Genomic DNA, 14,274 nt, shown 5'->3' with positions numbered 1-14,274 from the left:
AGGAGTAAGCTTATGCGCACACTTTACTATAGTCACCCGGATTTTTTGGGCCACGACACCGGCGTAGCCCATCCAGAGAGCATTGACCGGCTGCATGTGATCGAACAAGCCTTGTCGGCACCCGAATTTGCGCCATTGCAAAGAATCACAGTCGACATTCCCGCCGACATTCTCGATAAGATTGGCCTGGTACACAGCAAGGCCATGATAGCGAAAGTGCTATCAACCATTCCTGAACAAGGTTACGCCAATTTTGACGCGGATACCGTGGTATCGCCCGGTTCCAAACCTGCAGCTCTGCGGGCCGTGGCCGCAGTGTGCGATGCCGTCGATAGAATTTGCACCGGCCAAAGCGCCAGGGCTTTTTGCGCCACCCGCCCTCCCGGCCACCATGCCATGCCGGACTATGCGATGGGGTTTTGCCTGTTCAACAATATCGCCATTGCCGCAGAATACGCCCGCAGCCGCTACGGCCTGACCCGAATCGCCATCGTGGATTTTGACGTGCACCACGGCAACGGCACCCAAGCGGCTTTTTGCGAACAGCCGCAAGTGCTCTATGCTTCCAGTCATCAATGGCCGCATTACCCCGGCAGCGGCCATCCCTCGGAAAGCGGTATCGGGAACATCATCAACATTCCCCTGCCTACCGGCAGCGGCGGCGAGGTGTTTCGGGATAAATATCGCCAGTCCATTTTGCCGGCAGTGAAAACCTTCAAGCCCGAATTGATTTTGGTTTCCGCGGGTTTCGACGCCCATAGAGACGATCCTTTGGCATCGCTGGACCTGGTGGAAGACGACTATCGCTGGATTACCGACGAATTGCTTTGCATCGCCGATGCCTGCTGCCAGGGTCGAATCATTTCGGCATTGGAAGGCGGATACAATCTAAGCGCATTAGCTAACAGTGTTGCCGCTCATGTCCGCAGCTTGATGGGCAGCCCAACCAGAGGCGAATGAACTGCCTCTCGTCTCAAATACCGCGTTTATTGGAGATTAGGCAGGGTATAAACGTAATCGCTGTCTTTCATGGGCATATGGCAAGCAAAACAAGGTGCGGATTTTTCCTGATCCAACATTTTTAAAGTTTTACCTTCCCATATACCAAAGCCCCAACCGCCTGTTTCAGCGTATTTCTTGCTGTCTTTCACCATCGCTTCCGCCGCAGTGAATTCGCCTGGCACAGTCGCTTGTTCCCAGTTCGGATGCTTTCTTTCGCCCCACTTAATTTTGGCGATGATGCTGCCGTCCGGCCAAGGTTTGACTTTACCTGCACGCGCGGCAGCGATAGCCACGTGGTTACCAACGATGGCGCGTATGCTGTTTTTATCGTGACGTAAAGACACGCCCAGCAAACGCCAGTCGCGGTATTCGCCATGTTCGGGTTTAGCAGTCGGTTGGGCTTCCGCGAAAGCCAGACTAAACGGCATTAACGCCACCGCTGCCAAACATAAGCCGCTGAAAATAGTTCTGTTCATATTCTCGTCCTCCTTTATCTGTAGTGGATACCAAGCCGTTATTATACGCCGGCACGTTAGTAGCTAACGCCTGATCAATTCAGCTGAATAAAACCAGCCGTTTGCAATGGCGAATTACGGGTAAAACCTGGCAAAACAGCCGGTTTCAAAGCGAATCCGCCAACAGCAATTGACGCTGGCATGCTACCATTTTGCGAACTCTATCACGCAGTACACCGATTACAATCCAAAGGAACCCGCCATGTCTGGCCCCAACAAACAAGTACCGTCCATTTTTTTCTGGGCTTGCGTCGCCCTGACCGGCGCCTTCGCCATCGGCGGCATTGCTTTGCAACGCGGTGAAAGCATCAATAGCATGTGGTTGATCGTCGCGGCGCTTTGCATCTACGCGATGGGTTATCGTTTCTATAGCGCATTTGTCGCGACCAAAGTTTTGGTATTGGATTCCAGCCGCGCCACTCCCGCAGAGCGTTTCGACGATGGTCGCGATTTCATGCCGACTCACAAATGGGTGGTGTTCGGCCACCATTTCGCCGCGATTGCCGGACCAGGCCCGTTGATCGGCCCAACTCTGGCCGCACAGTTCGGTTATCTGCCGGGTACTTTGTGGATTTTGATCGGCGCGGTGTTGGGCGGTTGTGTCCAGGATTTTGTCACGCTGTTCTTCTCGGTACGCCGCGACGGCCGCTCGCTGGGGCAAATGGCCAAGGATGAGCTGGGCAATATCGGCGGTACGGCAGCGATGCTGGGCGTGATGGTGATCATGGTGATTCTGATCGCGGTATTGGGTTTGGTGGTGGTCAATGCAATGAAACACAGCCCGTGGGCCACATCCACCGTGGCGGCGACCATTCCGATCGCGATGTTGATGGGCCTGTATTTAAATCAGTTGCGGCCGGGACGAGTCGCCGAAGCCACGCTGATTGGCGTGTCCCTGTTGATTTTTGCGGTACTTGGCGGCGGCTGGATCGATGAGAATCCGACCATCCGTGGCTGGTTCGATTACGACGCACCGCAACTGGCGTTGATGGTGATTTTGTATGGCTTTGCCGCTGCCGTGTTACCGGTCTGGCTATTGCTGGCACCGAGAGACTATTTATCCACATTCATGAAGCTGGGCACCATCAGCGCTCTGGCGATAGCCATTGTGGTGTTGCGCCCGGAACTGAAAATGCCGGCCCTGACCCAGTTCATCGACGGCAGCGGGCCTATCTTTGGCGGCAAACTGTTTCCGTTCGTGTTTATTACTATCGCCTGCGGGGCCATTTCCGGCTTTCATGCCCTGATTTCCTCCGGCACCACACCCAAACTACTGGCTAACGAGCAGGACGCCCGCTTCATCGGCTATGGGGCGATGATGATGGAATCCTTTGTCGCGATTATGGCGATGATCGCCGCCTCAGTTTTAGAGCCGGGCGTGTACTTTGCCATCAACAGTCCGGCCGGCATCGTCGGCAAGGAAGCGGTGGACGCGGTCGCCAAAATCAGCAGCTGGGGCTTTCCGGTGAGCGTCGAACAAATGCAAACCCTGGCCAAAACCATGGGCGAATCTACCTTGTTTGCCCGCACCGGCGGGGCGCCATCGCTGGCGGTCGGAATGGCTAGTTTGTTTGCGCAAGTATTCGGCGAGCATCTACTGGCGGCCTGGTATCACTTTGCCATCATGTTCGAGGCCTTGTTTATTCTGACTACACTCGACGCCGGCACCCGCGTCGCCCGCTTCATGTTGCAAGATATTCTGAGCAATGTTGGTTTGCCTAAAACCAACAGCTATCCCAGCATACTGTTGACCAGCGCTCTGGTGGTCGGGGCTTGGGGCTATTTCCTGTATATGGGCACTATCGATCCCTTAGGCGGCATCAACAGTCTGTGGCCCTTGTTCGGCATCGCCAACCAAATGCTGGCGGCAATAGCCTTATGCGTGGGCACCACGATATTGGTGAAGTCGGACAAACTGAAATATGTGTGGGTCACGGCAACCCCCCTGGCCTGGTTGATTATCGTCACCAGCACCGCCGCTTGGGAAAAACTGTTTGCCGCCGATTTGCGGGTGGGATTTTTATCGCATGCCGCCGATTTATCCGCCAGGCTTGCCAACGGCGCTCTGCCAGCCGAGCAAGTCAAAAATGCACCGCATTTGATTTTCAACGACTACTTGAACGCCGGGTTAACCAGCTTATTTATGCTGATCACCTGGCTATTATTGGCAGACACCCTGCGCGTGATCTATTGCGTCATCGCCGGCAAAAACCACCCGCAATCCAGCGAATCGCCGCATACACCCAGCCGTTTGGTTGAAGAGTGGGTAAGGGACTAAAGCATTTTCGAAAAAGTAGGCGTCGCGGCGGATACTGTTTTAATCACCCGTCCTTGACGTTAATACCAGCAACTGGGATACGAGGCTTGTAGAAGCAAAGATAACGCAGCCTGCGCCGCGTTATCGTATGGCAAGCCCTTATTAGACTTTAGGCATTTCCCGTAGCTTTGCCACCACTTTGTCGCCAAATTCAACCGTGCTGATCATGGTGACGCCACTGCCGGGTTTGGATAAGTCGGCGGTAGAGTAGCCGTCGGCAAATACGCCCTGCATGGCCGCCCAGACGTTTTTCGCTTCCGCTTCCATGCCAAAACTGTTTTCCAGCATCATCGCCACCGAACCGATCATCGAGTATGGATTAGCGATGTTTTTGCCGGCGATGTCCGGCGCCGAACCGTGCGACGGTTCGTAGTAAGCTTTGTCCGGACCGATACACGCTGACGGCATCAGGCCCAGCGAGCCCAAAATGCCGCCGCCCTGGTCGCTGAGAATGTCGCCGAACATGTTTTCCATCACCATCACGTCGAACTGGGTCGGTTTCAGACACAGTGCGGTCGCGGCCGAATCGACGAGATAATTGACGACCTGAACATCCGGATACTCTTTGGCGACTTCTTCCATCACCTCGTTCCACAATACGCTGGATTTCAGCACATTGCTTTTATGGATGTTGTGCAGCAACTTGCGGCGTTTTTGCGCCAGTTTGAAGGCCTGGTGCATGATGCGACGAATTTGTTCCTCGTCGTATTCCAGGGTTTCGCGCACGTAACGCAGGCCTTGCTCGTTGACTCCCGCTTCTTTTTGGCCGAAATACAGGCCGCCGACCAGCTCGCGCACCATAATCAAATCGATGCCATCGCCGATCACTTCCGGCTTCAGCGGCGAGAAATGCGCCAACGACCTGGGCAGGAAAACCGGGCGAAAGTTGGCGTAGGTGTTGTAGCGGCGGCGTAGCGGCAACAGAGCGCCACGCTCCGGTTGTTTGTCGACCGGGATTTTCTTCGATTCTTCGTGATTCAAGCCTATGGTGCCTTTCAGGATAGCGTCGGCTTGATCGCAAATGTCGATGGTGGCTTGTGGGAAAGCATCGCCGGTTGCGAAGTAAGCGCAGGCGCCGAACAAAGCCGGCATCAGTTCGAAGCTAACGTCGTTACGTTCTTCGATGACTTTCAAAACCTTGATGGCTTCCGCGGTGATTTCAGGGCCGATGCCGTCGCCGGCCAGGATTGCGATTTTGTAATTTTTCATGAGATGGTGAGTGCTGAGTGATTAAAGCGTTAAATCAGGAAATTTCTATCGAAAAATAAACAGCGGATTTTAGCAGATTGGCCGCCACGCTTCCGCCGAAAAACGGCTTTGCTGACAAACGCAGGAAAAGCTTGATCGGGACGGAATTTGTATTCATTTTTTGTTAATTCACAGGGAAGAAAACACGTCTCATAGGACTTGAATAACCCACCGATGCCGGAAAACCGAGTAATTTTCTCGATCATTCTTTCGCCGAACGCCATCGTTTTAGCTCCGAGCGAAATAGTTGGAGTTATTTGTCCAATGACTGAGAAAAAAGCTTAGATGGTGGTGAAAGTTTCGCTCAACGGCCGAGTAAAAAATAAAGCAGTGGCGAATGGATAATCAGCAATCGGCTTATTTGCCGCAGCAAAGGAGCTGGCCTTCATCATTTCCACGCCGGCGCGTGGGAATGATGAAAAACCCGTAATAACAACCGTCCGTTTACAACAACATTCGACAAAATCAACTAAGCTGGCTAATGTCACCATAGCAAATTTTGTTAGCCGTGAAATTTAGCTCTTCAACCTTCAAATACCCCATATCATGTCAATAGCTAAACCGTCATTTCTTGCAACCGTGCTGTTTGTATTGGGATCGCCATCATTTGCTGTAGATAGACCAAAACTAATAACCGAAGAACTTTACGCATACCGATCCGATGCTCCGCCACATCACAGTTCCGGCGATATTCAAAATTTTGAAGTGTTCTGGCATAAATTATTGTTGGGGATGGGGGTATACCAATTAGGCTCGTTATCGGATGGTCATTCGGCTTGTCATTACGACAATGCGTTGGCAGTGTTAAAGCAAATTCGTCTAGAACTAGGGGAAGCTAACGCCTACCAAAAACTATGGGCTGAGAATCAGGATAAAGTTTTTTCCGCCTGCGATGTCCGACGCGCAAACAGTCAACCACCTCAAGCGATTAAGCTCTTAAAGCCCTTGCCTTCCCGAGCTCCGAGCGATTTTCTTTACCAGTCGGCCAGTTACCATTTTTATAAGCGAGAGTTCGACAAGGCTTTAGAGCTCTATCAACAGGTCGAAAATGATTCGAAAGCCCCGCTTCGCGCTACGGCGGCTTACATGACTCTGCGATGTCTGGCCCAACTTAAACGCGCCGACGAGGCTTACGATAAAGCCGACCGTATACTGGCCGACTCTTCGTTCAAAACCGTGCATGATATTGCAGCCAACTATCGATTCATCCTAATGAATCCCACTGCTTGGCCTGTCAAAGCAATTACAGCGGAGCTGGCCAGCAAACATTTAGCATGGCTCATTAGTTTAATTAAAATAGCCCCTGCAAATGCAGCCGATTTTAACCAAGCTTATAAGGATTATTTTGACGCGCTGGAGCAACTTGACGGTTATTTTCCGCTCTTTGCGCCGGATTCCCTTGCGGTGGATTGGTGGATAACCGATACGGCAGCACTGTCGCCCCGCATGCAGGCAGTAAAAAACCTTGCGCCAGCGCATGAATTTGTCGACTGGATGCAGGCCCAATGGGCATACAACGTTTTTACCGCCGATTGGCTGTGGGCTTTACATCAGAAAGATCATGCTTACTGGGCTCAAAACCAAAATATAGTCAGCCATGCCTGGAAGAGATGGCAACACGGAGACGGCGGCGAATGGCTGCAAATAGCCATTACGCGGACTCATCCCCAGACGCCTCTAGCCGGCGAGATCATAAAAAGCGCAACTCCTTTTTTGACGAATTCATGGCAAGGCGAAACCCCCGAATATCGGGAATGGCTGTTTGATCTTTGGGAAAACCTGATCCGTCTCCATTTAGGCCGGGGTGAACACGGCGCTGCCCTAGACTTGATAAAAAACTACGCCAGTTATAAAACTTTATTCGATGGAAGGCTTGGCCGCCGCCCATACACCAATCGGTCGCACGGAAAAAGCTTAAAAAACTTGTTGCGTTGGCTGGTGTATGCCGGCAACACCGACGACGCGCGACTGGCTTTGCAAGTTATTCGTCAACAATATCCGGTTAGTTTTAACCACTGGCGCAACTTGTTGGCCTCCGAGTGGAACGAAGTCATCGCCTCGGCACCCAAGCACAATCTATGGGATTATCGCGACGATTTGCTTCTTGAAAACGACGAAGGGCTTTGGCAGTATTTGCTCAATATGTTGCCAGCCAAAGCCTTGTATCAATTGGCGGATGCTGGCAATATCGAAAGTAGCGACCGGGGTTATCTGGCGCGTGCAGCGTTAACACGAGCATTTCTGTTAAACATGGATGACCACACCATCAACCAGTATTCGGCATTGGTTGCAAAACTGAATCCATCGATTCGTGAGCGAGTTTTAAGCGCTGTCGATAACCACAGCAAAAACGATTACATTGATTTGGTGTTGCGTATGCCGCGCTTCAGACCGCAACCCTTTACCGGGATTCCACTGGTTAACGCCAGGGAAAATGAAGTGGAAGACAATTTCAAGGCCATAGATATCTTCAATCACAAGGACAATAACTGGTGGTGCCGTTTTGATCAGCGCAAGTTGGAAGACCGGCTTTTTGATTATGCAAAGGTGACACCTTACGGTAATTTGCTATTTCGCGGCGACATCAGCGCCGAGTTTGCGCCGTATATCGAACGCCAAAAAGCCGCGTTCGCCAAGCACCCTTACAAACAGTTGCTGGATAAACAGGAAATAGCGGCGCTAGAAGCTATACCTGATGCACCGCAATATTTATCCGAAGCGGTGATTGCCAGAAAAATCAAGAATCCGGCATCGGATGCGGTTCGTAAACAGCAGGCTTCCAATCTGCATCATGCTATTCGCACCACTAGATACGGATGTGTTGGTCATGGCCCAAGTTCAAAACAAGCATTTCTGCTTTTACAAAACCAATACGGCGACACCGTTTGGGCAACTGCAACACCGTATTGGTTTGATTACTCTAAATTTTTCGGAAACTACTCACCCTAAAAATAATTCCGTAGGATTTAATGACCTAATTATGGGCAAATTTTCCCACCCTACGAATCTGAGATTTCAATTCGGGACTGCGATGTTTGATAAGCCACGCCGAAGCGCTCAGCCCAAGCCAAACAGCGCTTCCCGCTCGATAAACTCTTACAGTTCGTTTGGTTACAAAGCCTTAACTGGCTTAGGTTGTTCAGGGTTTGGGCTCTCGGCGCGGGCGGAGTACCTCAGGCCAATTCGGCAACGATCAGCGGGTGAATCAACGCCGAATCGGAAACGAGCAAACGTACCAAGTCTTCGTTACGATTTTTGAAATGGTCAACCCAAACCGAGGTATCGACCAATATCATGCGGACGAGTTGGTTTGGCCGCGTTCTCGGGGAATATCAGTCATCTTCGGTAGGCTCCCGCCCAAGGCAGCTAAGCATTTGGCGGCCTGAACCCATACAAAGGTTTTCATCGCTTCCCGGAAGATTTCGGCTTTATCCATGTCTGGGTCGGCCATTTTCAGGGCTTTTGGTATAAGGTGTCGTCAATGGTTACGGTGTTCCGCATAGCATTTTCTCGATATAAATTATGATGGCTTGCTTTATCAAAATTTACTATGTGGATGCCTTAAATTCGGTACAACTCGACGAGCGTATTTTCCTCGGACAATGACTGGGTTAGGGATTGAAGGCGTTTGCTTTCGGCGTGGCAGGCTGTCCTGCGGGCCGCTCATCTAAGCTTGTGGGCTATTGGCCTTTTCATGCAACTGGATGTTGATCAACTTGATGGTCGCTAAAATCCCGGCAAATACCTGGTTGACGTGTACGCCGCGGGTTTTGCGCAGTTCGGTGCCGCAATCCCAGGTAATCACGCATTCGGTCAAGGCGCTGGTGTGGCCGCCTTTGGGTATGCGGATTTCGAAATCGGCCAGCGTCGGTAAGGTGTAATCGTAATGTTGCAATACCTTGCCGATGGCGTCGATAAAGGCGTCGAAACCGCCGCTGCCGGCCCCGGTGGTCTGGTGTTTCTCGCCTTTGACATCCACGCGGATACTGACCGTAGACGGCAAATCCAGGCCGCTGTTGATCGAGCAAGCCAGTAATTTGATGTGCTGATAGCTTTTGCTTTCCAGCACGTCGGCGATGATGAACGGCAGGTCGTCGGTGGTAATGGTTTGTTTGGAGTCGCCGATACTGACGATGCGCGCCAGAACCTTCTTCTGGTCTTCTTCCGACAGATCCAGTTCCAACTGCTCCAGATTTTTTTTCAAAGAGGCTTTGCCGCTCATTTTGCCCAAGGCATAACTGCGGATACGGGAAAAACGTTCAGGGCCGAGCTTGGTTTTATACAAACCGCCTTTCTGGTCGCCATCGGCATGGATACCCGCAGTTTGGGTGAACACGTCGGCACCGACGATGGGCGCATTGGCGGCGACGCGCTTGCCGGAGAAGTTTTCCACCATTTCGCTGATGCGCACCAAATGGCTCTCGTCCACTGACAGTTCCATCGCCATTTTATCGCGTAGTACCACCGCCACTTCGGCAATGGAAGCGTTGCCGGCCCGTTCGCCCAAGCAGTTGACAGTGCAATGCACCGCGCTGACGCCGGCCCGCACCGCCGCCATGACGTTGGCGGTCGCCAAACCGTAATCATTGTGCGGATGGAAATCGAATTGCAGCGTCGGGTAGCGCTGGCACATATCGCTAAAGCTGGCGAATACTTCGTCAGGCGCCATCACGCCCAAGGTATCCGGCAGCATGAAATGGCTGATCGGGGCTTGTTGCAAGCGTTCCATCAAACCGTAAACGTAATCCCGGCTGTCTTTGTAGCCGTTGGACCAATCTTCCAGATAGACATTGATCTTTAAGCCTTGCTCGTGGGCGTATTCTATGGTTTGCAGCACATCGGCACTATGCTGATCCAGGGTTTTGCCGAGTTGCTCGCGGCAATGTTTTTCGCTGCCCTTGGCCAGCAGATTGATCACGCTACCACCAGTCGATTTGATCCAATCGACGCTGCGGGTATGATCGACAAAGCCCAAGACTTCAACGCGCTCGGCAAAACCTTCGTGTCGTGCCCATTGATTGATCAGGCTGACGGCTTCCTTCTCGCCTTCCGAAACCCGCGCCGAAGCCACTTCTATGCGGTCAACGCGCAAAAACTGCAACAAAGCTTTGGCTATGCTGACTTTTTCCATCGGAGTAAAAGCAACGCCCTGGGTCTGTTCGCCGTCGCGCAGCGTGGTATCCATTAACTGGATGTGTCTTGAATGGGTAGACATGATTTTTGTTGTTCTCGATGCGTCCTGTAGCGGTATCTGACCAAGTTAATGCGTAGACAGGGTAGAGCGATAGCGACACCCCGTGCATCTTCATTAAATGGCCATTGTGCATAAGCTGGTCGCGCGGTTTATGAGCAATCTGATTGCTTATTCCGAAAGAGACTGAGCTATGCGTAACGCGCCATTTTCGCCTAAAACAGAATGAATTGGCAATTTGCGGCTAATTCCGGGGCTGCGAGCAGCGAAACTCAGGGGAGGGAAATCGGCACTCGCGTTCCTCGCTGGGAGCCGAAGAGTTCTGAGTGGAACGATGATTAAACGACAGATATTTTTGGTGGTTAGGCGGAGTTTTTACATTCCGCCTATTTTTGCCGAACAATCGGAGTGGGTGTTTGCCGGTAAGCCCGACGGTTCAGCCTAAAAATGTGGTTACTCTTTAGTCCACTTAGCCGCTAATTGCGCGGAAAGCTGACCAAAATAAGTACCCACTACAATTGAGATTGAAATCACTAGCAAAGGATTGCTCAGCGATGCGCCGAACAAGACTTCTTGCGTCAACTTGTCCGGGGTTTGCAATAAGTAGGCAAACGTGGATGAATAGCCTAAGACGCTAGCAGGAATGGTTGCCAATTGCGGAAAATTGGCGGCCAGGCACATCACCACGACCGCAAAAGTCACCGTAATGGCGGCCATTGTTGGAAAACCTAAGGCAGTGTCCGGCGAAATCCCGGTCAAGATAATCGCCGTTACCCAGGCCATGAATACGCCGAAAATGCCGCAGACGATAGTATTTTTCAAGGCTTCTTTGGTCGCACCCAAGAAAAAATACGCTGCCCAGGCAATGGTGGCGGCCCAGATAAAGAACACGCCGCTGGCCGGTCCCACCGCCAAAAATGTGGCTACGCCTGCCAATACGCCGATGCTTAAAGAAAGTGCTGTAAGTTTGTCCATTATTGTCCCTCTGATATTGCGCCTCATCGATAGTGGTTTGCTCGATAATGCATAGAGGCTGCCCTGCAAAACCGAAATCCATTTACGGCCAAGCAATCCCGCCTCGACCGATTTGAATGGTAGCAGAGAATAGCCTCCAGATACCAATCCTCGGCTGATTTAAACGCATGCACTGTCGTGGGGTTTTATCATTTCGACTGGCGGAAGTGTCAGGTAATGCGGGCGCGCAACCTGAACTATTTGGCTGAAAACCTCCAAACCGCCAGCATATATAAGGGCTGGCGGTTTGGAGTATTTAAGAAGACAGACGTGCTTTAACTACGACTCAGATAGACCGCGTAAAGATTTCGCGCCGGCGGTAGCCGATAAAACCGAGCAGGCTTGAACCAAATAACCAAAACGCGGCGGGCACAGGCACGGGAGCTGCGACGACTGTCCGCGCAAATTTTTCTGAGCAAGTTGAATCGGGTTGCGCTGCACATGCGGTGCTGGCGATTTCCAGGCTACCGTCGGCGTTAACAAAGTCCTCCAAAATAGGATCTCCGTTCCCATCCAGAACCGGTGCACCGTTTTCATCTAATTTCGGAGCCCTAACCGTACCGTAAAAATATAGACTCAATCCCGCCGTATAAAACTCGTATTCGCCGGCTGCGGCTGCGCCATTTTTCGGGGTAAATTCGCCAAGCAAATACTCAACGCTATCGCCAGGGTTTAAGGCTATATTCTGCTTACTTAGGATACTGTTCGGGCTGGAGTCGAAATTGAATTCGTAAGGTCCGGAAGAGCAGCTATCGGCCAGAAATGTACCGGCACAACCAATAGAAGTACTCAAAGAAATACTATCCACGGTGATAAGTACGCCATTGTCTATGTATCTGCTTTGGCTAGTGTTTGAATCGTAATAAGTAAAGCTGCTTGGGTAGTTGGCCGGATTGATGCCAAACGGCGGGTTACCGCCACCTGTGCTGGAAAAAACCAAGGGATCCGATGTGGCGTCCAAACTTAGTTTCAACCAAATCGGAATGTTATCGGTCGCAACGACAGTGCCGGTAGGTTGAACAAACGACAGACTACCGCTGTAGGCCGCCTGAGCATTGGGTAGCCAAGCCAACGCCAACGTGGAAACAACAAATCGTAATTTAGACATAACGTATTTCTCCAATTTAAAAGCGCTTGAAAATCATTTTCCCAAGAGGTCTAAACCTTTAGTTTGATGACCAATTCAACCCGTCAATATCGTCGCTCTCATGCAGCAGGCAGTCCAGCGGTTCAAGTAGATTAGCGCCGCGGCAGGCGGCAACGAAGAATGCCGGGAATTTAAGGGCAAGCCAGTATTCTAGGCAGAGAGCAGACTACATGGGTCAGATCATAACAAAATATTGCCGGGTTTATATGACAATAACGCTGTATCGAATTAGCGGCAGCATGTCCGCCACATTCATCGAAATCCGGTCACGCATGGCTGGATTAGAACGCTTAAAGATTGGCCCCATTCGCGTTTTCATCGTTATGCGAAACAAGGCGTGTATCCTAAAACTTGGCGTGTTGACTGCGATTTATCGAGGTTAGCGGCTAGAAGATAACGCGAAGGATGCCAGCGTGTGGGGAAGTGGGTGGCTCGGTATCCGTAGCGCGTTTATCTGATTATAATTTCAGAGCAAAAATACGAAATCCACACACTCCTTCCTGCCCGCTGTAATCAAGCACCAGCGCGTATTTATTAAACAAACCGGGACGCTATTTATGAATTCGAATGAAAATGCCGTGATGCCTTCTTTAACCGCACAGAATCCGTTTACCGGCCGCATCGGTGAAGAGTACGATTTTCTCGGTATGATGTGTCCCAATGTCGTGGTGCTGACGCAAAAGCTCGGCGAGACAGTCGCCGCATGGCATCCCGGCAATAGTCTACAGGGGCTTGAGATCGGCTGCGGCACAGGATTGAGCACGCTGTCCTTGCTTACTCAGCGCGAGGACCTGCATCTGCGCGCTTTCGATGCCTCAGCGGCAATGCTTACGCAGGCGCGCGCGAATTTGGCGGAGTATGTCGACAACGGTCGTGTCGAATTCATCGAGAGCGATGCGCTAGCTTTTTTACAGCAGCAACCGGACGCCAGCGTTGAGGTTGTGGCCTCGAATTATGCCATTCACAATTTTCTGAATGACTATCGGGATCAAGTCTTTGCCGAAATCTGGCGCGTGCTTAAACCGGGTGGATTGTTCGCAAACGGCGACCGCTTCGCTATCGATGATCCCGCGCGGCATTTGGCTTCCACGCAAGCCGACATTCGCCACTGGTTCAAGACCTTTGGGGAACTGCAGCGTTACGATCTTTTGGAAGACTGGGTGGTACATTTGCTGAGCGACGAATCACCGGAGCACATCATGCATGTGCCAGCCGTGATATTCACGCTGCAATCTCTCGGATTCAGCGATGTGCATTCGCCTTATCGTGAAGGCGTGGACATGTTGATGACCGCGATAAAGCCGAAATTGGCTTAGTTTTTTTATCGGTCATCGTTTCCGTGCTCCGGCACTGCGCATCGCTGGAGCACGGGAAAGATAACTGTTGGGGAGATTGAGTTCAAAGACAATTCAGAGCGCTCAGAAAGGCGCCCGATAACGAATTGGTAAAACACAGTCGGTTACGCCCAACACTTTAAATAAATGACGAAGGGAGCGGCTATGAACGAGAACGACAAGCTGAATTTGGCGGAAGTGATTCAAGAGCTGAGACAAAGTTTGGTGACGGCTTCCGCTCATGGCGAAGCGGAAACCATCCGCTTTAACGTCAATAGCGTAGAAGTGGAATTGCAAATGGTGGTCGAAAAATCGGTAGGTGGAAAAGCTGGCGGTAAATTTAATTTCTGGGTGTTGGGCGGCATTGATGCAGAGGCCTCTGCCACTTATAAACATGCAGCTACGCATAAGATCAAATTTAATTTACAACCGGTGGATGTGAAGAACCCGGATCCGCAGACGGGTGAGCCGAGTAAACTATTGTTGTCAGGTGATGAATAACCGAG

13 protein-coding genes are annotated in these 14,274 nt (G+C 51.4%); 5 read left to right on the top strand and 8 right to left on the bottom strand.

All coding sequences use genetic code 11. The features are described 5' to 3' along the window. Window positions 1-12: 12 nt before the first annotated feature. Window positions 13-960 carry a histone deacetylase family protein gene (locus ACMXD4_RS13945; RefSeq protein ID WP_415878487.1) on the top strand — a complete coding sequence of 316 codons (948 nt, stop codon included), beginning with the start codon at window positions 13-15 and terminating at the stop codon, window positions 958-960. A gap of 26 nt (window positions 961-986) precedes the next feature. Here ACMXD4_RS13945 and ACMXD4_RS13940 read toward each other — a convergent pair whose 3' ends face one another. Continuing rightward, complete coding sequence (locus tag ACMXD4_RS13940; protein ID WP_415878486.1) at window positions 987-1,478, bottom strand: cytochrome P460 family protein; 492 nt, start codon at window positions 1,476-1,478, stop codon at window positions 987-989. A 241-nt stretch (window positions 1,479-1,719) separates the two neighbouring features. Between ACMXD4_RS13940 and ACMXD4_RS13935 the strand changes: the two genes are divergently transcribed. Next, window positions 1,720-3,795 (top strand): carbon starvation CstA family protein, encoded by a 2,076-nt coding sequence (locus ACMXD4_RS13935; protein ID WP_415878485.1) that lies wholly within the window; start codon window positions 1,720-1,722, stop codon window positions 3,793-3,795. A 141-nt stretch (window positions 3,796-3,936) separates the two neighbouring features. Here the strand turns inward: ACMXD4_RS13935 and leuB are convergent, their stop codons facing one another. The 3 genes from leuB to ACMXD4_RS13920 are packed head-to-tail and all read right to left on the bottom strand — an operon-like array spanning window position 3,937 to window position 5,573. Next, entirely contained in the window at window positions 3,937-5,043 is a 1,107-nt protein-coding gene (leuB, locus tag ACMXD4_RS13930; RefSeq protein WP_415878484.1) for a 3-isopropylmalate dehydrogenase, read from the bottom strand. Window positions 5,044-5,072: 29 nt separating this feature from the next. Further along, window positions 5,073-5,306 carry a hypothetical protein gene (locus ACMXD4_RS13925; RefSeq protein ID WP_415878483.1) on the bottom strand — a complete coding sequence of 78 codons (234 nt, stop codon included), beginning with the start codon at window positions 5,304-5,306 and terminating at the stop codon, window positions 5,073-5,075. A gap of 57 nt (window positions 5,307-5,363) precedes the next feature. After that, window positions 5,364-5,573, bottom strand: a complete 210-nt coding sequence (locus tag ACMXD4_RS13920; protein ID WP_415878482.1) for a hypothetical protein — start codon at window positions 5,571-5,573, stop codon at window positions 5,364-5,366. 595 nt (window positions 5,574-6,168) lie between these two features. Here ACMXD4_RS13920 and ACMXD4_RS13915 point away from each other — a divergent pair. Then, window positions 6,169-8,031, top strand: a complete 1,863-nt coding sequence (locus ACMXD4_RS13915; RefSeq protein ID WP_415878481.1) for a hypothetical protein — start codon at window positions 6,169-6,171, stop codon at window positions 8,029-8,031. A 224-nt stretch (window positions 8,032-8,255) separates the two neighbouring features. Here the strand turns inward: ACMXD4_RS13915 and ACMXD4_RS13910 are convergent, their stop codons facing one another. The 4 genes from ACMXD4_RS13910 to ACMXD4_RS13895 all read right to left on the bottom strand — a co-directional run bounded on the left by ACMXD4_RS13910 (window position 8,256) and on the right by ACMXD4_RS13895 (window position 12,395). Next, the gene (locus tag ACMXD4_RS13910; RefSeq protein ID WP_415878480.1) at window positions 8,256-8,378 is read right to left on the bottom strand and encodes a hypothetical protein; all 123 of its coding nucleotides are present in this window, start codon (window positions 8,376-8,378) and stop codon (window positions 8,256-8,258) included. Window positions 8,379-8,749: 371 nt separating this feature from the next. After that, window positions 8,750-10,297: an alpha-isopropylmalate synthase regulatory domain-containing protein gene (locus ACMXD4_RS13905; protein WP_415878479.1), complete on the bottom strand. Its 1,548-nt coding sequence runs from the start codon at window positions 10,295-10,297 to the stop codon at window positions 8,750-8,752. 429 nt (window positions 10,298-10,726) lie between these two features. After that, complete coding sequence (locus tag ACMXD4_RS13900) at window positions 10,727-11,248, bottom strand: DUF1097 domain-containing protein (protein ID WP_101055547.1); 522 nt, start codon at window positions 11,246-11,248, stop codon at window positions 10,727-10,729. Between the two features lie 325 nt (window positions 11,249-11,573). Next, the gene (locus tag ACMXD4_RS13895) at window positions 11,574-12,395 is read right to left on the bottom strand and encodes a hypothetical protein (protein WP_415878478.1); all 822 of its coding nucleotides are present in this window, start codon (window positions 12,393-12,395) and stop codon (window positions 11,574-11,576) included. 596 nt (window positions 12,396-12,991) lie between these two features. Between ACMXD4_RS13895 and ACMXD4_RS13890 the strand changes: the two genes are divergently transcribed. Both ACMXD4_RS13890 and ACMXD4_RS13885 read left to right on the top strand, forming a co-directional pair. Next, on the top strand, window positions 12,992-13,750 hold the full coding sequence (locus tag ACMXD4_RS13890; RefSeq protein ID WP_415878477.1) for a class I SAM-dependent methyltransferase: 759 nt from the start codon (window positions 12,992-12,994) through the stop codon (window positions 13,748-13,750). Between the two features lie 183 nt (window positions 13,751-13,933). Further along, window positions 13,934-14,269 carry a trypco2 family protein gene (locus tag ACMXD4_RS13885; RefSeq protein ID WP_415878476.1) on the top strand — a complete coding sequence of 112 codons (336 nt, stop codon included), beginning with the start codon at window positions 13,934-13,936 and terminating at the stop codon, window positions 14,267-14,269. Window positions 14,270-14,274: the final 5 nt, after the last annotated feature.

Source organism: Methylomonas sp. TEB, from assembly GCF_047777895.1.
Classification (GTDB): Bacteria; Pseudomonadota; Gammaproteobacteria; order Methylococcales; family Methylomonadaceae; genus Methylomonas.
The sequence above is the reverse complement of the archived record's forward strand: the minus strand, read 5'-3'. Positions and strand labels throughout refer to the sequence as shown.